General features: G+C 69.3%; 20 protein-coding genes, 4 tRNA genes and 1 pseudogene. 15 read left to right on the top strand and 10 right to left on the bottom strand.

Annotation, left to right across the window (positions count from 1 at the left end):
- The first annotated feature begins 20 nt into the window (after positions 1-20).
- Complete coding sequence (locus ACWGSM_RS00400; protein ID WP_452321027.1) at positions 21-1,169, top strand: alpha/beta hydrolase family protein; 1,149 nt, start codon at positions 21-23, stop codon at positions 1,167-1,169.
- A 28-nt stretch (positions 1,170-1,197) separates the two neighbouring features.
- On the opposite strand, the gene ACWGSM_RS00395 is transcribed toward ACWGSM_RS00400, so the two are convergent.
- Together ACWGSM_RS00395 and ACWGSM_RS00390 are read right to left on the bottom strand one after the other, a co-directional pair.
- Positions 1,198-1,629 (bottom strand): SufE family protein, encoded by a 432-nt coding sequence (locus tag ACWGSM_RS00395; RefSeq protein ID WP_452321026.1) that lies wholly within the window; start codon positions 1,627-1,629, stop codon positions 1,198-1,200.
- 35 nt (positions 1,630-1,664) lie between these two features.
- Positions 1,665-2,561, bottom strand: coding sequence for a sulfurtransferase (locus ACWGSM_RS00390; protein ID WP_452321025.1), 897 nt, complete (start codon positions 2,559-2,561; stop codon positions 1,665-1,667).
- 126 nt (positions 2,562-2,687) lie between these two features.
- Here ACWGSM_RS00390 and zapE point away from each other — a divergent pair, with 126 nt between their 5' ends.
- The 4 genes from zapE to ACWGSM_RS00370 all read left to right on the top strand — a co-directional run bounded on the left by zapE (position 2,688) and on the right by ACWGSM_RS00370 (position 6,660).
- Complete coding sequence (zapE, locus tag ACWGSM_RS00385) at positions 2,688-3,728, top strand: cell division protein ZapE (protein ID WP_452321024.1); 1,041 nt, start codon at positions 2,688-2,690, stop codon at positions 3,726-3,728.
- A gap of 126 nt (positions 3,729-3,854) precedes the next feature.
- Entirely contained in the window at positions 3,855-5,090 is a 1,236-nt protein-coding gene (locus tag ACWGSM_RS00380) for an ammonium transporter (RefSeq protein WP_452321023.1), read from the top strand.
- Between the two features lie 20 nt (positions 5,091-5,110).
- A complete protein-coding gene (locus tag ACWGSM_RS00375) occupies positions 5,111-5,689 on the top strand; it encodes a type II toxin-antitoxin system PemK/MazF family toxin (RefSeq protein WP_452321022.1) in 579 nt (192 codons plus the stop codon).
- Positions 5,690-5,904: 215 nt separating this feature from the next.
- Positions 5,905-6,660 carry an MBL fold metallo-hydrolase gene (locus ACWGSM_RS00370; protein ID WP_452321021.1) on the top strand — a complete coding sequence of 252 codons (756 nt, stop codon included), beginning with the start codon at positions 5,905-5,907 and terminating at the stop codon, positions 6,658-6,660.
- Between the two features lie 2 nt (positions 6,661-6,662).
- On the opposite strand, the gene ACWGSM_RS00365 is transcribed toward ACWGSM_RS00370, so the two are convergent.
- The 4 genes from ACWGSM_RS00365 to ACWGSM_RS00350 form a co-directional block, all read right to left on the bottom strand.
- Entirely contained in the window at positions 6,663-7,556 is an 894-nt protein-coding gene (locus tag ACWGSM_RS00365) for a TIGR01777 family oxidoreductase (protein ID WP_452321020.1), read from the bottom strand.
- Entirely contained in the window at positions 7,553-8,734 is a 1,182-nt protein-coding gene (locus ACWGSM_RS00360) for a zinc-dependent alcohol dehydrogenase (protein ID WP_452321019.1), read from the bottom strand. The genes ACWGSM_RS00365 and ACWGSM_RS00360 overlap by 4 nt, the downstream gene beginning before the upstream one ends.
- Positions 8,731-10,056 (bottom strand): cytochrome P450, encoded by a 1,326-nt coding sequence (locus tag ACWGSM_RS00355; protein ID WP_452321018.1) that lies wholly within the window; start codon positions 10,054-10,056, stop codon positions 8,731-8,733. Before ACWGSM_RS00355 ends, ACWGSM_RS00360 begins: the two co-directional genes overlap by 4 nt.
- Before the next feature lie 136 nt (positions 10,057-10,192).
- Positions 10,193-10,268, bottom strand: a tRNA-Val gene (locus ACWGSM_RS00350).
- Positions 10,269-10,471: 203 nt separating this feature from the next.
- Between ACWGSM_RS00350 and ACWGSM_RS00345 the strand changes: the two genes are divergently transcribed.
- From ACWGSM_RS00345 to ACWGSM_RS00330, 4 genes are all read left to right on the top strand, one after another.
- A tRNA-Gly gene (locus ACWGSM_RS00345) sits at positions 10,472-10,544 on the top strand.
- A 56-nt stretch (positions 10,545-10,600) separates the two neighbouring features.
- A tRNA-Cys gene (locus tag ACWGSM_RS00340) sits at positions 10,601-10,671 on the top strand.
- A 25-nt stretch (positions 10,672-10,696) separates the two neighbouring features.
- Positions 10,697-10,768: transfer RNA gene (locus ACWGSM_RS00335), tRNA-Val, on the top strand.
- 130 nt (positions 10,769-10,898) lie between these two features.
- Positions 10,899-11,177, top strand: coding sequence for a hypothetical protein (locus ACWGSM_RS00330; protein ID WP_452321017.1), 279 nt, complete (start codon positions 10,899-10,901; stop codon positions 11,175-11,177).
- 20 nt (positions 11,178-11,197) lie between these two features.
- Here the strand turns inward: ACWGSM_RS00330 and ACWGSM_RS00325 are convergent, their stop codons facing one another.
- On the bottom strand, positions 11,198-12,535 hold the full coding sequence (locus ACWGSM_RS00325; protein ID WP_452321016.1) for a cryptochrome/photolyase family protein: 1,338 nt from the start codon (positions 12,533-12,535) through the stop codon (positions 11,198-11,200).
- 146 nt (positions 12,536-12,681) lie between these two features.
- Between ACWGSM_RS00325 and ACWGSM_RS00320 the strand changes: the two genes are divergently transcribed.
- The 3 genes from ACWGSM_RS00320 to ACWGSM_RS00310 all read left to right on the top strand — a co-directional run bounded on the left by ACWGSM_RS00320 (position 12,682) and on the right by ACWGSM_RS00310 (position 15,669).
- A complete protein-coding gene (locus tag ACWGSM_RS00320; protein ID WP_182253218.1) occupies positions 12,682-12,849 on the top strand; it encodes a hypothetical protein in 168 nt (55 codons plus the stop codon).
- Positions 12,850-13,201: 352 nt separating this feature from the next.
- Positions 13,202-15,139 carry a threonine--tRNA ligase gene (thrS, locus tag ACWGSM_RS00315; RefSeq protein WP_452321264.1) on the top strand — a complete coding sequence of 646 codons (1,938 nt, stop codon included), beginning with the start codon at positions 13,202-13,204 and terminating at the stop codon, positions 15,137-15,139.
- The gene (locus ACWGSM_RS00310) at positions 15,136-15,669 is read left to right on the top strand and encodes an HIT family protein (protein WP_452321015.1); all 534 of its coding nucleotides are present in this window, start codon (positions 15,136-15,138) and stop codon (positions 15,667-15,669) included. The genes thrS and ACWGSM_RS00310 overlap by 4 nt, the downstream gene beginning before the upstream one ends.
- A 14-nt stretch (positions 15,670-15,683) precedes the next feature.
- On the opposite strand, the gene pdxY is transcribed toward ACWGSM_RS00310, so the two are convergent.
- A complete protein-coding gene (pdxY, locus tag ACWGSM_RS00305) occupies positions 15,684-16,535 on the bottom strand; it encodes a pyridoxal kinase PdxY (RefSeq protein ID WP_452321014.1) in 852 nt (283 codons plus the stop codon).
- A 4-nt stretch (positions 16,536-16,539) separates the two neighbouring features.
- Positions 16,540-17,850: an aminotransferase class I/II-fold pyridoxal phosphate-dependent enzyme gene (locus ACWGSM_RS00300; RefSeq protein ID WP_452321013.1), complete on the bottom strand. Its 1,311-nt coding sequence runs from the start codon at positions 17,848-17,850 to the stop codon at positions 16,540-16,542.
- Positions 17,851-17,918: 68 nt separating this feature from the next.
- Between ACWGSM_RS00300 and pdxS the strand changes: the two genes are divergently transcribed.
- Complete coding sequence (gene pdxS / locus ACWGSM_RS00295) at positions 17,919-18,821, top strand: pyridoxal 5'-phosphate synthase lyase subunit PdxS (protein WP_452321012.1); 903 nt, start codon at positions 17,919-17,921, stop codon at positions 18,819-18,821.
- 2 nt (positions 18,822-18,823) lie between these two features.
- A complete protein-coding gene (pdxT, locus tag ACWGSM_RS00290; protein ID WP_452321263.1) occupies positions 18,824-19,411 on the top strand; it encodes a pyridoxal 5'-phosphate synthase glutaminase subunit PdxT in 588 nt (195 codons plus the stop codon).
- A 180-nt stretch (positions 19,412-19,591) separates the two neighbouring features.
- Here pdxT and ACWGSM_RS00285 read toward each other — a convergent pair.
- Positions 19,592-20,149: pseudogene (locus ACWGSM_RS00285) on the bottom strand (pyridoxal phosphate-dependent decarboxylase family protein); the annotation flags it as partial.
- Between the two features lie 307 nt (positions 20,150-20,456).
- Between ACWGSM_RS00285 and ACWGSM_RS00280 the strand changes: the two are divergent.
- Positions 20,457-21,221, top strand: a complete 765-nt coding sequence (locus ACWGSM_RS00280) for a YebC/PmpR family DNA-binding transcriptional regulator (protein WP_452321011.1) — start codon at positions 20,457-20,459, stop codon at positions 21,219-21,221.
- Positions 21,222-21,228: the final 7 nt, after the last annotated feature.

The raw sequence follows: 21,228 nt of genomic DNA, 5'->3' as shown, positions 1-21,228 counted from the left end.
CAGGCTAGAGTCGGGAGGCGATGAAGAGTCTCAGGCACGCCGTAGCCTTCGCCCTCCCCGCTGTCATCGCCGCAGGCGCTGCGGCGGGGGCAGCCGCTGTCCTGGCGACCGCTCGCCGCGTGGTGATGCCCTCGATGCGTCGCAACGACACGGAGATCCTCGCCGTCGACACCGGTGCCCAGACCATCGAGCTCTCGCGCACGCCCGACACCGAGCTGCCGGGACGGTACGGCCTGTTCACCACCGGAACCTACGGCTACGTCAAGCTCGGGGCGGTGCTCAGCGCCGACGCCACGAGCGTGCGCCGCAAGCTGCTGACGCAGATCGAGCCGGGCGCCCGCGTCGACCGCGACGCCGCGTTCAGCGGCTGGTACCACGTCTCACCGAGCGAACTGCACCTGCCCTGGGAGAACGTGCTCATCGGATCGCCCGCCGGTCCCTGCCCGGCGTGGCTGTTCCCGGCGGGCTCGTCGACGTGGGTGATCCAGGTGCACGGGCGCGGCACGCTCCGCTCGGAGTGCCTGCGCGCCGTCCCCGTCATGAACGCGCTGGGCCTTCCGACCCTGGTCGCGTCGTACCGCAACGACGGCGAGGCGCCGCGCACCCGCGGCGGGAGCTACGCGCTCGGCGCGTCGGAATGGCGCGATGTCGATGGGGCGATCGGCTACGCGCTGCGCCAGGGCGCGCAGCGCGTCGTGCTGATGGGCTGGTCGATGGGCGGGGCCATCGCGCTGCAGACGGCCGTCTCGTCCGAGCATCGGGATGCCATCGCCGGCGTCATCCTCGAGTCGCCGGTGGTCGACTGGCGCACGGTGCTGCGCTTCCAGGCGCGAGAGGCCGGGCTGCGCGAACCGCTGCCCGGGCTCGCGATGGGAGCGCTGGGGAACACGTTCCTGGCCCGGCTCAGCGGCGCCGAGGAGGCGATCCCGTTCGACCGACTAGACATGGTCGCCCGGGCCTCCGAACTCGCCGCCCCGATCCTCATCCTGCACAGCGACGACGACGGGTTCGTGCCGGCGGACGCCTCGCACGCCCTGGCCGAGGCTCGACCCGATCTCGTGACGATGCCCGAGTTCCGCGTGGCACGACACACGAAGATCTGGAACTACGACGAGGACGGCTGGTCGGCGGCGATCACCGACTGGATGACGGCGCAGAACCTCGTCTGACCTCCGGTGCCGCGCGGTGGGTCGCCCGTCAGCGCTTGGCTTCGACCTGGCGCTTCGCGCGCATCAGCATCCCGGTCATTCCCCCGATCCGCAGCGGTGAGACGAGCCGCGTCAAGCCGATGCTCTGCGGATAGTCGTTGGGCACCGCGAGCACCTCGTCGGGCGTGAGGCCGGTCAGACCCTGCGCGAGGATGCTCGCGAAGCCGCGCGTCGTCGGGGCCTCCGGCGGCGCCGTCGCGTGCATGGTGACGACGCCGTCGGCGACCTCGACGTAGATGTAGACGGGGGACTGGCACTCGGCGACACGCTCGGCCATCTCGGGATGAGCCGCGATCTCATCGGAGACGGGAGGGAGTCCGTTCGCGAACTCGAGCAGCAGCTCGAGGCGATCGGACTCGGGCAGCTCGAGGAACTCGTCGCGGAACTCGGCGAGGACGGCGGGGACGTGCGTGTCAGTCATCCCTGCCATCATCCCATCCCGCCCGGGCCGAGGCGTCAGAGGGTGCCCGGCTCGCTGCCGCTGACGATGGGCACGCGCACGGCGCTGCCCCACTCGGTCCACGAGCCGTCGTAGTTGCGCACCTTCTCGATGCCGAGCAGGTGCTTCAGGACGAACCAGGTGTGGCTGGAGCGCTCACCGATCCGGCAGTAGGCGATGACGTCGTCGGAGTCGTCGATGCCCGCCCCGTCGCGGTAGATCGCCTCGAGCTCGGCGCGCGGCCGGAAGCCGCCGTCCTCGGCGACCGCCCTGCCCCACGGCACGCTCTGCGCGGTGGGGATGTGCCCGGCGCGCAGGCTGCCCTCCTCGGGATAGGCCGGTGCTGTGGTCCGCTCGCCGTTGTACTCCTCGGGCGAGCGCACATCGATCAACGGACCTGTCCCGATGAACGCGAGGACGTCCTCCTTGTACGCACGCACCTGCGAGTCATCGCGCTCGACGACGGGGTACTCGGTGGCGGCACGCACCGTCTTGTCGGTGGTGATCTCGCGACCCTCGGCGATCCAGCGGTCGCGACCGCCGTCGAGCAGGCGCACGTCCTCGTGTCCGAACAGCGAGAACACCCACAGCGCGTAGGCGGCCCACCAGTTGTTCTTGTCGCCGTAGATGACCACGGTGTCGTCGCGGGCGATGCCCTTGCGGCTCAGCAGCTCGGCGAAGCCCTCGCCGTCGACGTAGTCGCGCACGACGGGGTCGTTGAGCTCTGTGTGCCAGTCGATCTTCACCGCGCCCGGGATGTGTCCGGTCTCGTAGAGCAGCACGTCCTCGTCGGATTCCACGACCACGAGGCCGGGGGCGCCCAGGCGGGCGGCGAGCCATTCGGTCGACACGAGGCGGCCGGGCTCGGCGTACTCGGCGAACTTGGGGGATGACGTGTCGTGATCGACGGCCACAGTGGCTCCTCTGGGTCGGGCTCGGGCGGGCATGCGACGGCGTAAAGTTGAGCCGTCCCCCTACGACGATAGATCCCCCGGAGCGCACCCGCATCCGGATCGTAAGACTATGACCTCAGGAACGTGATGACCCAGCAGATCAGCACGGGCGTCGTGCACCTCACCGAGCGCACGCCAGTCGTGACCGGAACCGAGATGCTGGCAAGCCTCGTCCCGCCTCCCCAGTTCGACGGCGCGACCTTCGACAGCTACCGCTCGGACGAGCGCTATCCGTCGCAGGAGGCCACCAAACAGCTGCTGCAGCGCTTCGCCGGCAAGGCGGACGCCCCGCTGAAGAAGGCGGGCCTGTTCCGCCGCGCGCCGAAGCAGACGCCGATGAAACCCGGCGTGTACCTCGATGGCGGGTTCGGCGTCGGGAAGACCCACCTGCTGGCATCCGTCTACCACGCTCTGCCCGCCCGCCGGAAGTACTTCGGCTCGTTCATCGAGTACACCGCCCTCGTCGGCGCGCTCGGCTACAAGAACACCGTCGACCTGTTGCGCGGTGCGGATCTGCTGTGCATCGACGAGTTCGAACTCGACGATCCCGGCGACACCATGGTGATGACGCGCCTGCTGGGCGAGCTGGTGTCGTCGGGCACGAAACTGGCGGCCACCTCGAACACCCCGCCAAACGCGCTGGGTGAGGGCCGCTTCGCCGCACAGGACTTCCTGCGCGAGATCCACGCGATGTCCGAGAGCTTCGAGACGCTGCGCATCGACGGCGTCGACTACCGGCAGCGCGCACTGGACGGCAGTGCGGTCGTGTCGGATGACGCGCGCTACGCGCACGTCATCGAGAGCGCCTCGGCGTCCGGCGCAGCCTCGGATGACGAGTTCGCGACGCTCATCCGGCACCTGGCCCAGGTGCATCCGTCTCGCTACATCCGCCTGATCGACGGGCTCTCGCTGGTCGGGCTGCGCGACGTGCGCACGCTGACCGATCAGTCCGAGGCGCTGCGCTTCGTCGCGTTCGTCGACCGGGTGTACGACGAGCAGCTGCCGATCGTCGCCACGGGAGTGCCGCTGGATCAGGTCTTCGCCGACGAGATGCTCTCCGGCGGCTACCGCAAGAAGTACCTGCGCGCGATCTCGCGTCTGAACGCGCTGACCCACTCCCTCACCTGACGACGTCGAGTAACACGATCGTCACATCGACTGCCGGGGTGTAACACCCCGGCAACACAGCGCGCCGTCGCCGGAAACATCGCCCGCGCAGACTGACCTCGTTCGTTCTACGGAGGAGGTTTCGACATGGATGCCACAGGCAACGTCTCGTGGGTGATCACCGCGACTGCGCTCGTGCTGCTGATGACGCCGGGGGTGGCGTTCTTCTACGGCGGCCTCGTGCGGGCGAAGAGCGTCGTCAGCATGATGATGATGAGCTTCGGTGCGATCGGTCTGATCGCGGTGCTCTGGGTGCTGTACGGGTACTCGATGAGCAGCGTGTCGTCGCCGACGCACTTCGCCGGGGATCCGCTCGCGGACCTCGGGCTGGCAGCGGCCGCCTCGGCACCGGATGCCAACGTCGCCCTGCTCGGCGTCGCCTACGGCGCGACGTTCGCGATCATCACCGTCGCGCTCATCTCGGGGGCGATCGCCGATCGCGCCCGATTCGGACCGTGGCTGATCTTCGTGGGTGTCTTCGGCACGATCGGATACTTCCCGATCGCGGCCTGGGTGTGGGGCGGCGGGTGGATCATGCACCTGGGCACCGCCCTGTTCGGAGCGGACAGCGGTGTCGCCGTGATCGACTACGCCGGCGGCACAGCGGTGCACATCAACGCGGGGGCGGCGGCGCTCGCGCTCGCCCTCGTACTGGGCAAGCGGATCGGATTCGGACGCGAGCTGAACAAGCCGCACAACGTCCCTCTGACGCTGCTCGGCGCCGCGCTGCTGTGGTTCGGCTGGTTCGGTTTCAACGCGGGAGCGGAGTGGCTCTCAGACGACATGGGCGGCGTGGGCCTGATCGCGATCAACACGCTCGGGGCCGCGGCCGCCGGCATCCTCGGGTGGGTGCTGGTGGAGAAGCTGCGGGTCGGCAAGCCGACCTCGGTCGGCGCGGTGTCGGGCCTGGTCGCCGGTCTCGTCGCGATCACCCCGGCGTGCGCGGATCTCACACCGGGCTGGGCGCTGCTGCTGGGGGCTCTGTCGGGCGCGTGCTGCGCGCTGGCCGTCGAGCTGAAGTTCCGTCTCGGCTTCGACGACTCGCTGGACGTCGTCGGCCTGCACCTGGTCGGCGGCCTGCTGGGCACGCTGTACCTCGGCTTCTTCGCCACGGGGCAGGGTCTGTTGACGGGAGGCGACGCGCGACTGCTGGCCGTGCAGGCGATCGCCGCCGGGGGAGTGATGCTCTATTCGTTCGTCATCGCGTACACGATCGGGTTCGTCATCGAGAAGACCATCGGGTTCCGCGTCACGCAGGACGACGAGGTCGCCGGCGTCGACCTCGCGGTGCACGGTGAGGCGGGCTACGCGCTCGCGCGATGACCGGCGGCTAGGGTGAGCGGGTGAGCTCGAGCAGCAGGTTCCTCTCGGTCATCGTCGACATCCTCGGCAGGGCGCTGTCACGCAGCGGCGGGGGCGGGCAGCGGTCCCGCCCCCGTCCGCGTGCCACGCTCCGCCGCGATGGTGCGGGCGGCCAGCAGCACACGACGGTTGACGCGGGACGGATGCCCGGATCCGAGACCGTCCGGATCGCTCCCGAGCGCGTCCGTGACGTGAGCGTCGGCTACTCGCCATCGCGAAACGGCCTGCCCGATTCCGGGGAGATCATCTGGACCTGGGTGCCGTACGAGGAGAACGACGGACGAGGAAAGGATCGCCCGGTGCTGGTGATCGGCCGGCAGAGCGCCGACCGGGTGTACGCGGTGCGGATGACGAGCACCCGACATGATCGCGACCGCGACTTCATCCCGATCGGCTCGGGTGGCTGGGATTCGCAGGGGCGCGAGTCATGGGTCGACATCGAGCAGCTGTACAGCGTGCACGACGACGGGATGCGTCGTGAGGCCGCCGTCCTCGACGCGGGACGCTATGGCCGCGTGGCGCAGGCTCTCATAGGCCGCTACGGGTGGGCACGCGCCTGACCGCGGGACGCGGAACAGCACGCCGCGTGCCCGTCATCCCATCCGAGCGGGACGGGGAGACGAACCCCCGGCGATCGTCGTGGTGATCTTCTCTGAGCCGCAGCCCGCTCGCACCACTCTCGCCCGCGCGCGGGCCTGAACGCTCACCGATACCACCCCCGCGGGGCGACGGCAAGGCACGTACGTGTCTTCTGTCGTCGCCCCACAGTGGTGTCATGAGAACCACAGCGACGGGATGGACGGAACCGGCTCCCGGCGTGCACCGGCTCGATGTCGCGCACGTCAACTGCTACCTGATCGAGGCGGAGGGAGGGCTGACCCTCGTCGATGCCGGACTGCCGCGCTCCAGCCGGCTGCTCGGAGCGCTGCTGAAGCGCATCGGCGCGCGAGTTCGCGATATCGACGCGGTGCTGCTCACGCACGGGCACTTCGACCACGTCGGGATGGCACGCCCGCTTGCAGATCGCGGCGTCGAATCGCTGGTGCATCCGGATGATGAGCGCCTGGCTCTGCACCCCTACCGCTACGCGCACGAGGCGCCGATCTGGTCGTATCCGCTTCGCCATCCGCGCATCCTGCCCACGGTGGCGTCGATGGTGCAGGCGGGCGCACTCCGAGTGAAGGGCGTGGCCGCGGCACCCGGCATCGCCGACGGCGAGGTGATCGACGTACCAGGACATCCTCGGGCGATCTGGACGCCGGGCCACACGAACGGCCACTCCGCGTACTTCTTCGAGAAGGCCGGCGTGCTGCTCTGCGGCGACGCGCTCGTCACCTTCGACCCCTACACCGGCCAGCGCGGGCCGCAGATCGTCGCGGGCGCGGCCACGGCCGACAGCGCGCGGGCGCTGGCGTCGCTCGATGGGCTGCGCGCGGTCGACACCGGTGTTCTGCTCCCCGGGCACGGAGACCCGTGGACGGACGGCATCGGATCGGCTGTCGACCACGCGCTGCGCGCCGGAGCGCACTGACCTCAGCCCAGCACGGCGCCGAGCGCCTCCGGCGCGGACGGATGCCGGAACTCGAACCCGCTGCGGGCGAGGGCGTCGGGCACCGCGTCGGCATCCGCCAGCAGCAGGGAGTCGGCGGCTGCGCGACCGAGACCCAGGCGCAGCGCCCACGCCGGCGCGGGAACGAGGTATGGCCGGTGCATCAGAGATGCCAGGGTGCGCCCGATCCCGCCTGCCGTCGCGCGATGCGGCCCCGTGAGGTTCACGGGGCCGTGGATGTCGGAGTCGATGACGTGCCGGATCGCGCGCACCTCGTCTTCCAGGGAGATCCAGGGCCATACCTGGCGGCCGGGGCCGAGGGGGCCGCCGAGCCCGAACCGGGTGAGGGCGATCATGGGCTTCAGCACGGCATCCGGATGCAGGATCGGTGCGGTGCGCAGCAGCGCGACCCGGGTGACCGCCGCCGCCCGCATGGCTTCCCGCTCCCATTCCACGCAGAGGCCGGCGAGGAAGGTCTCGCCGGGTGCGGCCGTCTCGTCGAGACGCGTGCCGGGCTGGTCGCCGTAGTAGCCGACGGCCGATGCCGAGAGCAGTGCCGGAGCGTCGGTGTTCAGGGCGAGCAGCGCGTCGGCGAGAACCGAGGTGGGCTCCAAACGCGACTGGCGCAGCGCGTGCCGGTAGCGCGTGCCCCACGGCAGCCGGCCGATGCTCGCGCCGTTGAGGTTGACGACGGCGGCAGCGTCCACCAGCACATCGGGGTCGAGATGGCCGTCGGTGAGCCACTCCACCTCGTCGCCGTTGCGGGCGGGGCGCCGCACCAGGTGCACCACGCGGATGCCGTCCGCGCGGAGCGATCGCGTGAGCGCGCTCCCGATCAGTCCGCTCGCTCCGGAGATGACGATGCGTGAGTCGCTCATGCTCCTGCACTCAGCACGACCTTGATGCAGCCGTCCTCCTTGCGCTGGAAGATGCGGTACAGGTCGGGCGCGTCATCGAGTGGTGCGCGGTGCGTGACGAGATCCATCACACCCAGCGGGTCGGCATCGTCTTCGACGAGGGGGAGGATCTCGTCGGTCCAGCGCTTCACGTTGCATTGGCCCATCCGCAGGCTGATCTGCTTGTCGAACATCGTCTTCATCGGCAGGATGTCGGCGTCGCCGGCGTACACACCGCTCAGCGAGACCGTGCCGCCCCGACGCACCAGATCGATGGCGGCGTGCAGCGCCGCCAGCCGGTCGACGCCGGCGTGCTCGAGCATCGGTCGGGACAGCGGGTCGGGCAGCAGGCCCACGGCCTGCTGTACCAGGGAGATCGCCGGGCTGCCGTGCGCCTCGAGTCCGACCGCGTCGATCACCGAGTCGGGGCCGCGGCCCTCCGTCACGTCACGCAGATGAGGGATGGCGTCGTCATCGAGATCGAAGACCTCGATGTCATGACGCGCGGCCATGGCCCGGCGTTCGGGAACGGGGTCGATGGCCAGCACACGGTGTCCGTGCGAGCGGGCGATGCGAGCCGCGAATTGCCCGACCGGACCCAGCCCCAGCACGGCGACGGTGCCGTCGGCGGGGATGTGGGCGTACTCGACGCCCTGCCAGGCGGTGGGCAGGATGTCGCTGAGGAACAGATAGCGGTCGTCGGGCAGCTCGCCGCCGACCTTCACGTGGTTGTAGTCGGCCAGTGGCACGCGCAGGTACTCGGCCTGCCCGCCGGGCACCTGTCCGTACAGCTTCGTGTACCCGAACAGCGCGGCGCCGCTGGCGTACTCGCGCACCTGGGTGGTTTCGCATTGCGACTGCAGACCGCGCTGGCAGAACCAGCAGGTTCCGCACGAGATGTTGAACGGGATGACGACGCGGTCGCCGACTGTCAGATCGCGGATCTCCGAGCCCACCTCGACGACCTCGCCCATCGTCTCGTGGCCGAGGATGTCACCTCGGTCGATGAACGGCCCGAGCAGCTCGTAGAGATGCAGATCCGAGCCGCAGATCGCGGTGGAGGTGACGCGGATGATGGCATCGGTCGGTTCGAGGATGCTCGGGTCGGGCACGTGCTCGACGCGGACGTCGCGCTTGCCGTGCCAGGTCAGTGCCTTCATGAGGTGCTCCTCTGCTCGTCGTGCTGATGGTCGTGGATCGGCTCTGCTTCTCGTGCTGCTGCCGCGTGCACGCATCCGCCCGAGGCGGGCATGGTGGGCAGCCGACGTCGATCGACGTCGAGCCCTTCGGGCGAGATCTGCACCCGCGGGTCGCTGAGAGCGGCGATCGCGGCGGAGAGCCCGGCGATCGCCAGCTTCTCGCCGGGGCAGCGGTGGCCGGTGGCGACATCGGCGCCGCCGTGCGGGATGAACGCGGGGATCGCCTCGTAGTCGGGTCGGTGGACGAAGCGCTCCGGGCGGAACTCGCCCGCCTCGTCCCAGGAGGCGTCGTCGAGGTCGGTGCCGAGGATGTCGATGACCACCCGACCGCCGGCCGGAACCTGCTGGCCGTCGAAGTCGATGTCGGTGATCGCGCGCCCGGGCAGCATCGGCACGAACGGCGACGTGCGACGGATCTCCTGCGCGAACGCCACGGCGAGCTGCCCGCCCACGAGCTGTTCGCTGCGTGCGGTCTCGGCGTGGATGCGCAGGCGCCAGTCGGGGTTCTCGAGCAGCCGCTTGGCTGCGTAGGCGACGAAGCGGGCGACGGCGATGAGGGGACGGATGCTGTTCTGCAGCTCGACGCCCGCCAGGCGCTCGGGGAGAAGCCGTCCGTCCGGCCCGCGGTGCCAGGCCCACTCGTGCAGCGCCGTGCCCTCCGGCGGTGTGAGGTGTCCCGCGCGCACGTCGTGGATCAGCCGGGCGGCGCGCCGATCGGACCAGACGCGGTTGAACAGGGCCTCGGCGAAGGCGGGGGAGAGCGGGCGACCGAAGCCGTCGACGATCTGGGCGAGCCGGGCCGCCCACCTCGTGCGCGCCTCGTGGGAGCCGGGAAGGCCGGCCCACTGCATCGCGGCGCGTCCGAAGGCTGCGACCGCGGCGTCGTACGCAGTGCGGTCACCGCCCGCGATCCACTCGTCGAGCTCGCGTTGCCATTCCCGCTCGAGCTCGGGGGTCAGGCGCCGGACCTGCTCGTCTTCGTACGCGACGTCGACGAACGTGGCCTTGCGGTGCCGGTGATCCGCGCCGTCGAGGCTGTGCACCGAGCCGTGCCCGAACAGCGTCTCCTGCACGAAGCTCGGCATGGCACCGTGACGGGCGACGCGGGTCTCGTCGTAGAACAGGTTCACACCCTCCGCGCCGCGCACGAACACCGCCCGATGACCGAGCAGCCGCATAGGCGCACCGCGCGCCCCGTCGCGGACCCGTGACCAGATTCGGGAGCCGAGGTCGTAGCCGTGCACGAGCAGAAGGGGAGCGTCGTCCGTGATCCGATGAAGCATGCCACCAGCCTGAGCATCGCGCGCGGGTGTGTGAACGGGGGCGCTTTTCGCTGGGGTCTGTGCTACGAGCCGTGGCGTGCGGAGGCCCCGGGTGCGAACGACGAAGCCCCGCCAGGCGACTGACGGGGCTTGTGGATGGTGGGCGATGCCGGACTCGAACCGACGACCTCTTCCGTGTGAAGGAAGCGCGCTACCAACTGCGCCAATCGCCCTTGTGGAGTTGTGTCGTGCGCGGTGGCACAGTCAGAAAGCATACCCGATCCGTGCACGCGCCCCGACACCGTGCGACGGGCCGGGCGTGGCGTCTCGCACTGCAGGGCGGACACGCCCGGCGACGTGGGGCGGTTTGGCGATGTGCCGATCCTGGGCTAATGTATTTCAAGTGCCCGGGACGCCGGAAACGACAACAGAATATGCGGATGTAGCGCAGTTGGTAGCGCATCACCTTGCCAAGGTGAGGGTCGCGAGTTCGAGTCTCGTCATCCGCTCGAGTGCAGGAGCCCCCTTCAGGGGGTTTCAGCATGTGGGTTCGAATCCACCTCGCGGTGGCGTGGCCGAGAGGCTAGGCACCGGCCTGCAAAGCCGTTTACACGGGTTCGAATCCCGTCGCCACCTCTCTGACAACTGAACAGCCTTCTAGGCGCGATTGGCGCAGCGGTAGCGCGCTTCCCTGACACGGAAGAGGTCACTGGTTCGATCCCAGTATCGCGCACAGACAGAAACCCCCGGCTGAGTCCGGGGGTTTTTCGTTTCAGGGGCTGAGCGCGCCGCGCGTCTTGCTGGTCGATGCGGCCAGCGCAACCCCCTCTTCCATGTCGGAGTAGATGATTACGGTCGCTGACATGACCACAGGGCAGAGGCAGCAGGCGATCATCGTGATCGACGACGACGACAGCATCCCCCTGGGGCGCGACCAGGACATCGGTGATCTGAAGAGCCGTATCGAACAGGCGGCCGCCGACAGCCGATTCGTGGACTTCCGCACCGCCGAGGGTGCAGAGGTCTCTGTTCTGCTGTCGCCTGCAAGCCGGGTGCGGATCGCTGTTCTGCCGCGCCGTCAGGATCCACTCGACATCCCGCAGCCCGCCGGGCTCTACGACCTCCCCGCGGATCTCATGTAGCCACCCGGCGCCGCATCGCGTCAGCGAGATCGGCGCATCTGCTCATACGCGGCGAGCGCAGCCTTGCGCGTCTCGCCGAGATCGACGATCGGCGCGGCCGGGGCGTCCCGAGCCCACTCGCGGAGGTACAGTCCGTCGCGATCGAACTTCTTCGCCTGCAGTTCCGGGTTGAAGACGCGGAAGTAGGGGGCTGCGTCGGCGCCGGAACCTGCGACCCACTGCCAGTTGAACGGGTTGGACGCGTCGTCCGCGTCGACCAGGGTGTCCCAAAACCACTCCTCGCCGTGCCGCCAGTCGATGAGCAGGTTCTTGATCAGGAACGACGCGGTCACCATCCGGATGCGGTTGTGCATGAACCCCGTGTGCCAGAGTTCGCGCATCCCCGCATCCACCAGGGGGATGCCGGTCTCGCCGCGTTGCCATGCGGCCAGGTGCGTCGGCTTGAGACGCGGCCAGGGGAACGCGTCGAACTCGGTGCGGAGGTTGCGGGACGAAAGCTCCGGGAAGTGAAAGAGGGTGTGCCAGGCGAACTCGCGCCAGCCGAGCTCGGAGAGGAAGCCTCCCGTGCCCTCGTGCTCGGTCGCCGCGTGCCAGACGGTGAACGGGCTCAGCTCGCCCCAGCGAAGACGCGGAGACAGCAGAGAGGTCGCGCCCGCCGCCGGCTCGTCGCGGGCGGTGTCGTACTGCGCGAGGTCCTCGCGGAGGAACTCGTGCAGCCGCGCACGCGCGGCCGGCTCGCCCGGCTCCCATGTCTCGCGCAGCCCGCCCGCCCAGTCCGGTGCGGTCGGCAGCAGTGACCAGTCATCGAGGTCCTCGGATGCGGGGGTCCGGGCGGGCCGGTCGAGCTCTCGCGGCTCCGGCAGGGGAGCGCGCGGCGCGGGAAGGGACAGGCAGGCGCGCCAGAACGGCGTGAACACCGAGAAATGTGTTCCGCTTCCGGTGCGCACGGTCCACGGTTCGAACAGAAGGGACGCCGCGAACGAGCGCACCTCGATGCCGCGCTCGCCCAGATCCGTCTTGATCTGCGTATCGACGTCGCGCTGCGGACCGCCGTAGCGGCGGTTCCAGAACACTGCCCCGGCGCCGGACTGCGCGACCAGCTCGGCGATCACCTGCGCCGCGGCGCCGCGGCGCAGCACGAACGCTCCGCCGCGCTCGATCACCCGAGCCCGCAGCGAGGCGAGCGAGTGGTGCAGCCACCAGCGGGCCGCGCCCCCGAGCATCCGGAATCCGGGCGACTCCTGGTCGAGGACGTACACGGCGATGATCGGCTCGCCGCGGTCGACCGCCGCTCGCAGCGCGGGGTTGTCTGTCAGCCGCAGGTCGTCGCGGAACCACACGATCGAGGGGGAGGTCATGCGCACAGCATTCCAGACGTCTCGGACGGATCGCATCGGTGGCACGGTTCGAGTCACCGAGTCAACCCCCTACGGTGACGGCGCCGCGCAGCCGTACTGTCGTCGTATCGAAGCTCGCGTGAGCTTCAGAACAGAAAGGAGCGGTCATGAACCCTCTTCTCATCATCGTCGCGGTGATCGCGATCATCCTTGCAATCACGGGTGGACTGGTGCAGTCCCTGAACTTCCTGCTGTGGGTCGGACTGGTCCTTCTTGCGCTCGCGGTCATCGCGTGGCTCATCAGGGCGGTCTCGGGTCGAAACACGAGCGTGTGACCTCCGACCCCGTGTCGGTCGTCAACGGGTAGACGATCGGCGCCCAGCCCCGGTGTGCAGAGCAGATGCTCTCGCGCCGGGGCTTTCGTGTGTCCGCACGGCGGATGCGGGATGCCAGGATCCGGCGGCGTAGACTTCGAGACATGGAATCCGCGTCGATCTCTCTCGTGACCTCTGTCACCGGTGTCGTCGCGCGAACTACGGACGCCTGAGCGGGCAGGGCGCATTCGCGCCTGCAGCTGAGTCGTCGTCTTCCATCGCCTATCTGGAGAATCCCGTGTCAGACACCGCCCAGCCCCGTGCCGACGAGCGCGACGGCTTCGCCCTGTTCACCGATCGTTCCGTCATCGCCATGCAGGTGAACGGCGAGTTGAAGGACCTCGCCGCGACCGTCGGCCAGGAGGACGTCGTCGAGCCGGTCACCGTCGACAGCCCCGAAGGGCTCGCCATCCTGCGTCACTCCACCGCGCATGTGCTGGCGCAGGCCGTGCAGCGCATCCGTCCGCAGTCGAACCTCGGCATCGGACCGCCCATCGCCGACGGCTTCTACTATGACTTCGGCGTCGACGAGCCCTTCACACCGGAGGATCTCAAGGCGATCTCGAAGGAGATGCAGCGCATCATCCGCGAAGGCCAGCGTTTCACCCGCCGGGTCGTCACGGAGGACGAGGCGCGCACCGAGTTGGCGCACGAGCCGTTCAAGCTCGAGCTCATCGATCTCGCCGGAGGCCCCGGTTCGGGCGCTGACGCGGCTGAAGGGGCATCCGCTGAGATCGGCGCCGGCGAGCTGACGATCTACGACAACGTCACCAAGGACGGCGAGGTCGCCTGGAAGGACCTCTGCCGCGGTCCGCACGTGCCCAGCACGCGCATGATCGGCAACGGCTGGGACCTCACCCGCGTCGCCGCCGCCTACTGGCGCGGCAGCGAGAAGAACCCGCAGCTTCAGCGCATCTACGGCACCGCGTGGCCGACGAAGGACGAGCTGCGCGCTTATCAGGAGCGGCTGGCCGAGGCCGAGCGCCGCGACCACCGCAAGCTGGGTGTCGAGATGGACCTGTTCTCGTTCCCCGACGAGATCGGCTCGGGGCTGGCGGTGTTCCACCCCAAGGGCGGGATCATCCGCTACGAGATCGAGGAGAACCTCCGCCGGCACCTGCTGCGCAACGGCTACGAGGTGGTGAACAGTCCGCACATCACCAAGAAGGATCTGTTCATGACCTCCGGTCACCTGCAGACCTACGCAGACGGCATGTTCCCGCCCATGCACCTCGACGAGGCCCGCGACGACGAGGGCAACATCACGCGTCAGGGTCAGGACTACTACCTGAAGCCGATGAACTGCCCGTTCCACAACCTCATCTTCCGGGCGCGTGGACGCAGCTACCGCGAGCTGCCGCTGCGGATGGCCGAGTTCGGCACCGTGTACCGCTACGAGAAGAGCGGCACCCTCTCGGGCCTGACCCGCGTGCGCGGCCTGACCCAGGACGACGCGCACATCTACGTCACGCAGGATCAGGTGCGCGACGAGCTCGCGACGAACCTGAACCTCGTGCTCACGCTGCTGCGCGACTACGGTCTCAACGACTTCTACCTCGAGCTGTCGACCAATGAAGAGGGCAACGACAAGTTCCTCGGCGAGCCCGAGCAGTGGACGACCGCGATCGACACCCTTCGCGAGGTCGCTCTCGAATCCGGCCTAGAACTCGTCGCCGATCCGGGCGGTGCGGCGTTCTACGGCCCGAAGATCTCGGTGCAGGCGCGTGACGCGATCGGCCGCACATGGCAGATGTCGACCATCCAGCTCGACTTCAACCAGCCCGAGCGGTTCGAGCTCGAGTACACCGGTCCCGACGGGCAGAAGCACCGTCCGGTGATGATCCACCGCGCGCTGCTCGGATCGGTCGAGCGGTTCTTCGCGATCCTGCTGGAGCACTATGCCGGCGACTTCCCGCTGTGGCTGGCGCCCGTCCAGGTGATGGGCGTGCCGGTCGCGGATCAGTACGCGGAGTACCTCGACGGCGTGATCGGCCAGCTGCGGGACGCCGGCGTGCGTGCCGACGTCGACCACTCCGACGACCGGATGCAGAAGAAGATCCGCAACCACACCACGGCGAAGGTTCCGGTGATCCTCATCGCCGGCGAGCAGGATCGTGCCGCCGGCACGGTCTCGTTCCGCTTCCGGGACGGGTCGCAGGAGAACGGTGTGCCCATCGCGGATGCCGTGTCCCGCATCCGCACGGCGATCGCCGACCACGCGCGCGTCATGACCTCGGAGGATCTGGCTTGACCGAACTCGAGGACGGCAGTCGTCTGGCCGGAGTGCCTGACGAGTTCCAGCGGCTGTGGACCCCGCACCGGATGGCGTACATCCAGGCGGGGCCGCAGCCACTGCGCGACGCGTGCCCGTTCTGCGAGGCTCCGAAGCATCCGGATGAGGAGCGGCTGATCGTGGCGCGCGGCGAGACCGCATTCGTCGTGCTCAATCTCTTCCCGTACAACTCTGGCCACCTGCTCGTGTGCCCGTACCGCCACATCGGCACCTACGACCAGGCCACGCCGGAGGAGGTCGCCGAGATCGGGGCGCTCACGCAGACCGGCATGCGGGTGCTTCGCGAGGTCTCGCACTGCGACGGATTCAACCTGGGCATGAACCAGGGCGAGGTCGCCGGGGCCGGCGTCGCCGCCCACCTGCACCAGCACATCGTGCCGCGGTGGGCGACGGATGCCAACTTCTTCCCGATCATCGCGAAGACCAAGGCGCTGCCGCAGCTGCTCGACGAGATCCGCGAGGCTGTCGCGAACGCCTGGCCGCATTGAGCCCGATCGCAGGGTCAGCGCACGCGGTGTGCGCCGAACTGCATCCGCGGGTTCGCGTAGGCCTCCTGCGACTCGACCAGACGCAGTTCGCGGTCGCCCGCATCGAGCGTGTTCTGCAGCAGGTCGAACACGCTCGAGACCGTGCGCTCGAGGGCGATCCTGATGTCGCCCGTAGACGTGTAGTGCGCGGTGAACAGGGCCGCGGTCACGTCTCCTGATCCGTTCGCCTTCAGCGGCAGATGCGGGGTCGCGACCAGCCAGGCACCCGAGTCATCGGCGGCGAGCATCTCGATCGTGCCCTCCTCGCGATCGGGGCGCTCGACCGAGGTCACGAGCACGGTCGACGGCCCCATCGCCATCGCGGCGTCGACCGAGGCGAGCGTGGAGGAGAGGTCAGACGGCTCGGTGCCGGTGAGGAAGCCGAGCTCGAACTGGTTCGGGGTGATGATGTCGGCGACCGGCACGACCCTGTCCCGCAGCAGCACGGGGATCGCCGGGGCGACGAAGCACCCCGACTTCGCGTTTCCCATCACGGGGTCGCAGGCGTACACGGCATCCGGATTGGCGGCCTTCACGCGGGCGACGGCGTCGATGATGACGTCGGCGATGCCCTCGCCGCCCTGGTACCCGCTGAGCACCGCGTCGATCCGGTCGAAGACGCCGCGCTCCTCGATGCCGGTGATGACCTCGCGCACGTCAGCCGGGTCGATCATCGGCCCGCGCCACGCGCCGTAGCCGGTGTGGTTCGAGAAGTTCACCGTGTAGACCGGCAGGACGTCGACGCCGAGGCGCTGCAGCGGGAAGACGGCGGCCGAGTTTCCGACGTGTCCGTGCGCGACGGCCGACTGGATCGAGAGGATCTTCATCCTGTCATCCTCTCACTGCGGCCGCGGCCAGATCGTCGACGAGGCGGGCCGCCTCGGCATCCGTCAGGTCGTGCACGGTGAGGCGCAGATGCCGCGACGGACCCGCGGTCTCGTCGAGCAGGAACTCGTCGCCGGGGCGGGCGAGCCAGCCGCGTCGCATCAGCCGCTCGGCGGCGACGCGGGCGGTCGTGTCGAGCCGAACCCACAGGCTGAGGCCGTCGTTCGACACGGTCGGGATGCCTCGGGCTGCCAGCGCCCGGGTGAACGCCAGGTTGCGCGCGGCGTAGTGTGCGGCCGCGCGCGAGATCTGCGCACGCGCGTCGGCATCGGTGAGCTGGGCGTGCGTGAGCCGCTGCAGCAGGTGGCTCACCCACGTCGTGCCCGGGCTGAGCCGCATCGCCAGGCGCTCGGCGGTGGTGGGGTCGGTGCCGGCCAGCGCCAGGCACATGTCGGGGCCCAGGAACTTCGACACCGAGCGGATCAGAGCGTACCGGCGATGCGTTTCAGAGATCAGCGAGGCGTACGGGTGCGGCGAGAGCAGCGAGAAGTGATCGTCTTCGATGATGAGCACGTAGGGGTGATCGGCGAGCACCTCGCGCAGCGCTGCGGCACGCTCGGGGGAGAGACTCACCCCGGTCGGATTCTGTGCTCGGGGAGTGCTGATCACGGCACGCACGCCCGCATCGAGTGCGGCACGCAGTCCGTCGACCGTCATGCCCTCCTCGTCGACCGCGACCGGCACGGCTCGGTAGCCGCCGAGACGGACGGTGTGGATGCTGGAGAGGAAGCACGGATCCTCCAGCGCCACGGCGTCGTCGCGCATGAGCGCCTGCGCGAGCAGTCGCTCGACCGCATCCACGGCGCCGCTGGTGACGACGACGTGCAGGTCGTCGCGGGGGAGGTCGGCGAGCATCCATTCCCGCGTCCACTGCTCGAGCTCGGCGTCGATCACCGGCTCGCCGTACAGCACGGGGCGCCCGACGATCCGCCCCAATGCGGGCGTCGGATCGGGGATCAGCGCGGGGTCGGGGTTCCCGGACGCCACGTCGCGCAGCACCGTGTCGGCGACACCCTCCTGCGCGACGGGCGCACCCCCGGCGATGACCGTTCCCGCGCGTGCTCGCGAGACGACGAGACCCGCCTGCGCGAGCTGGCGGTACGCGGCCACGGCCGTGTTCCGGTTCACCCCCAGAGTCGTCGCGAGCTCGCGCACCGGGGGCAGCGGATCGCCGGGCCGCAGCGCTCCGCGCTCGCGCAGCCCCCGCACGCTGTCGGCGATCTCGGCGGCGGAGGTTCCGGTGATCATGACGTTCATTCCTCTGATTGTATGGTGCTATCGTTTGGCATAGGCCAAAGCGCGGATTGTCACAACGAGGAGTGATCATGGCATCCACCGAAAAGAACCCCACCACCGGATCGCAGCGCGTCAAGCGCGGTCTAGCCGAGATGCTGAAGGGCGGCGTCATCATGGATGTCGTCACCGCCGAGCAGGCGAAGATCGCCGAAGACGCCGGTGCCGTCGCCGTCATGGCCCTCGAGCGCGTGCCCGCCGACATCCGCGCCCAGGGCGGCGTGTCGCGCATGAGCGACCCGGACATGATCGACAGCATCATCGACGCCGTCTCGATCCCCGTCATGGCGAAGGCCCGCATCGGCCACTTCGTCGAGGCACAGGTGCTGCAGGAGCTCGGCGTCGACTACATCGACGAGTCCGAGGTGCTCTCGCCCGCCGACTACGTGAACCACATCGACAAGTGGCCGTTCACCGTGCCGTTCGTCTGCGGTGCCACCCACCTGGGCGAGGCGCTGCGTCGCATCACCGAGGGAGCGGCGATGATCCGCTCGAAGGGCGAGGCCGGCACCGGCGACGTCTCCGAGGCGATGAAGCACATCCGCAAGATCCGCGGCGAGATCGCCGCCCTCGGCGCCCTGTCGAAGGACGAACTGTACGTCGCCGCGAAGGAGCTGCAGGCTCCGTACGAGCTGGTCGCCGAGATCGCCGAGACGGGAGAGCTGCCCGTCGTGCTCTTCGTCGCCGGTGGCGTCGCCACCCCGTCCGATGCCGCGATGATGATGCAGCTGGGCGCCGACGGCGTGTTCGTCGGGTCGGGCATCTTCAAATCGGGCGACCCCGTGGCCCGCGCGAAGGCGATCGTCAAGGCCACCGCGTTCTACGACGACCCGAAGGTGATCGCCGAGGCGTCGCGGGGCCTCGGTGAAGCCATGGTCGGCATCAACGTCTCCGACCTTCCGGCACCGCACCGCCTCGCCGAGCGCGGCTGGTGACGATGCCTCGCGTCGGGGTGCTCGCGCTGCAGGGGGACGTGCGCGAGCACGTCACTCTGCTCGAGCACCTCGGCGCGGAGGTCGTGCGCGTGCGCCGACCGGAGGAGTTCGCCGCCGTAGACGGCCTCGTCATCCCGGGCGGCGAATCGAGCGTGATCGACAAGCTCACCCGCATGTTCGGGCTCGCCGAGCCGATCCGTGCGGCCATCCGCGACGGGATGCCGATGTTCGGCACGTGCGCGGGACTGATCATGCTCGCCGACCGCCTCGTCGACGCGATCCAGGGCCAGCAGACCTTTGGCGGTCTCGACGTCACCGTGCGCCGCAACGCCTTCGGCCGGCAAATCGACTCGTTCGAGGGTGCGGTTACCGTGCCGGCCCTCGGCGGCGAGCCCGTGCACGCCGCATTCATCCGTGGTCCGGTGGTCGAGACGGTGGGCCCGGATGCCACGGTGCTCGCATCGCTCGACGACGGCACCGTCGTCGCCGTCGAGCACGGGAGCCTGCTCGGGATCAGCTTCCATCCGGAGATCTCCGGCGAGCCGAGGTTTCACGAGCGCTTCCTGAAGCGCGTCGCCGCGCGGCGCTGAGGGGGATCGCTGTCGCAGCACGGAGCGCGACCAGCACGCGCGCGATGTCAGAGGTCGTCGTCGCCCACGACGACATCGAGCATCGCAGGGCTTGCCGTCCGCGCCACTCGGCACCCACAGTCCGAACGCGCCGTCGACGTGCACCCACGCGCCGTTCTCGTGCGCGATCCGGATGAGAACCTCGAAGTCGTCGAATGCGCCGGTGTGCACCTCGCCGGCCTGCAGGCACACGATCAGAGGTCCCTCGCCGCCGGCGAGGGCGGTCTGCAGCGCGTCGGGGCGCATCCGCCCCTGGTCGTCGGCGTCCACGACCAGCATCTCGTCGCGCCCGATGCCGAGGAACCGCGCTGCCCTGTCGATCGAACCATGCCGGTCGGCGCCGACGACGAGCCGCAGCGGCGCGGCATCGCGCAGGCCACGTGCGGCCAGGTCCCATCCGCGCCTGGCGTAGACGGCGTTTCGAGCTGCGGCGAGACAGGTGAAGTTCGCCAGCTGCCCACCGGTGACGAAGCCGACGCTGGCCGCACGCGGAAGATCCAGCAGCTCCAGCATCCACTGTCCTGCCACTCGCTCCATCGCGACCGTGGCCGGGGTGAGCCGCGACGAGCCAGAGTTCTGGTCCCACGCCGACACGAGCCAGTCCGCGGCGAGCGCCGCCGGGTGGGTTCCGCCGATCACGAACCCGAAGAAGCGGCCGCCCGGTATCGCGACGAGGCCGGGATCTGCCAGCGTCGCCATCTGCTCGACGACCGATGCCGGATCCGCGCCGTTCTCGGGCAGGGGACCGCCGAACGCGGTGAGCATCTGATCGATGTCTGCGCGCGGCCAGACCGGCCTGTCGTCGAGGGTGTGCAGGAATCGCGTCGCGAGCTCGTGCGCGGCGTCGAGAGCCCGCTCCCGATCGTCCATGCTCGTCAGTCAAGCACCAGCCCGATGCACCGGCAAGAGTATGCGCCGCGGGCGGTCATCGTCGCTCGCGGGACGCTCGTTGCTAGAATGGTCGACGCCCTGGAGGCGACTCCGGGCGGATAACGAGCGGAGACATATGTCCGGGCATTCCAAGTGGGCCACGACCAAGCACAAGAAGGCGGTCATCGACTCGCGCCGTGCCAAGTCGTGGGCGAAGCTCATCAAGAACATCGAGGTCGCCGCAAAGCTGGGCGGCGCCGACCTGGCCGGCAACCCGACGCTCTTCGACGCGGTGCTCAAGGCGAAGAAGATGTCGGTCCCGAAAGACAACATCGACCGCGCAGTGAAGCGCGGCGCGGGCATCGGCGGCGAGGCCGTCGAGTACACCTCGATCATGTACGAGGGCTACGGGCCCAACGGCGTCGCCCTGATGATCGAATGTCTGACCGACAACAAGAATCGCGCCGCCGCCGAGGTGCGCACCGCCCTCACCCGCAACGGCGGCACCCTGGCCGACCCCGGGTCCGTCGCCTACAACTTCACTCGCAAGGGCGTGATCGTCGTCGGGTCCGAGGGAACCAACGAGGACGACGTGATGATGGCGGCCCTCGAAGCCGGCGCCGAAGAGGTCGAGCCGCACGCCGAGGGCTTCCAGGTGATCGCCGAGGCCACCGACCTGGTGGCCGTGCGCACCGGGCTGCAGGAGGCGGGCATCGACTACGACTCCGCCGACGTCGAGTTCGTGCCCAACCTCAAGGTCGAGATCGACGCCGACACGGCCCGCAAGGTGTTCCGCCTCATCGATGCGCTCGAGGACAGCGACGACGTGCAGAACGTGTTCGCGAACTTCGACCTGACACCGGAGGTGCAGGCCGAGCTCGAGAACGACGACGAGGAGTAATCCTTCG

It is taken from the genome of Microbacterium sp. NPDC055521, from assembly GCF_053619695.1.
Note: the sequence above shows the minus strand (reverse complement) of the source record. Positions and strands in the feature narration are given on the sequence as shown.

Coding starts and splice junctions, on each gene's coding strand:
- ACWGSM_RS00400 (WP_452321027.1), top strand. CDS start 21: ATGAAGAGTCTCAGGCACGCCGTAGCCTTCGCCCTCCCCGCTGTCATC.
- ACWGSM_RS00395 (WP_452321026.1), bottom strand. CDS start 1,629: ATGACTGACACGCACGTCCCCGCCGTCCTCGCCGAGTTCCGCGACGAG.
- zapE (WP_452321024.1), top strand. CDS start 2,688: ATGACCCAGCAGATCAGCACGGGCGTCGTGCACCTCACCGAGCGCACG.
- ACWGSM_RS00380 (WP_452321023.1), top strand. CDS start 3,855: ATGGATGCCACAGGCAACGTCTCGTGGGTGATCACCGCGACTGCGCTC.
- ACWGSM_RS00370 (WP_452321021.1), top strand. CDS start 5,905: ATGAGAACCACAGCGACGGGATGGACGGAACCGGCTCCCGGCGTGCAC.
- ACWGSM_RS00365 (WP_452321020.1), bottom strand. CDS start 7,556: ATGAGCGACTCACGCATCGTCATCTCCGGAGCGAGCGGACTGATCGGG.
- ACWGSM_RS00360 (WP_452321019.1), bottom strand. CDS start 8,734: ATGAAGGCACTGACCTGGCACGGCAAGCGCGACGTCCGCGTCGAGCAC.
- ACWGSM_RS00355 (WP_452321018.1), bottom strand. CDS start 10,056: ATGCTTCATCGGATCACGGACGACGCTCCCCTTCTGCTCGTGCACGGC.
- ACWGSM_RS00330 (WP_452321017.1), top strand. CDS start 10,899: ATGACCACAGGGCAGAGGCAGCAGGCGATCATCGTGATCGACGACGAC.
- ACWGSM_RS00325 (WP_452321016.1), bottom strand. CDS start 12,535: ATGACCTCCCCCTCGATCGTGTGGTTCCGCGACGACCTGCGGCTGACA.
- ACWGSM_RS00320 (WP_182253218.1), top strand. CDS start 12,682: ATGAACCCTCTTCTCATCATCGTCGCGGTGATCGCGATCATCCTTGCA.
- thrS (WP_452321264.1), top strand. CDS start 13,202: ATGCAGGTGAACGGCGAGTTGAAGGACCTCGCCGCGACCGTCGGCCAG.
- pdxY (WP_452321014.1), bottom strand. CDS start 16,535: ATGAAGATCCTCTCGATCCAGTCGGCCGTCGCGCACGGACACGTCGGA.
- ACWGSM_RS00300 (WP_452321013.1), bottom strand. CDS start 17,850: ATGAACGTCATGATCACCGGAACCTCCGCCGCCGAGATCGCCGACAGC.
- pdxS (WP_452321012.1), top strand. CDS start 17,919: ATGGCATCCACCGAAAAGAACCCCACCACCGGATCGCAGCGCGTCAAG.
- pdxT (WP_452321263.1), top strand. CDS start 18,824: ATGCCTCGCGTCGGGGTGCTCGCGCTGCAGGGGGACGTGCGCGAGCAC.
- ACWGSM_RS00280 (WP_452321011.1), top strand. CDS start 20,457: ATGTCCGGGCATTCCAAGTGGGCCACGACCAAGCACAAGAAGGCGGTC.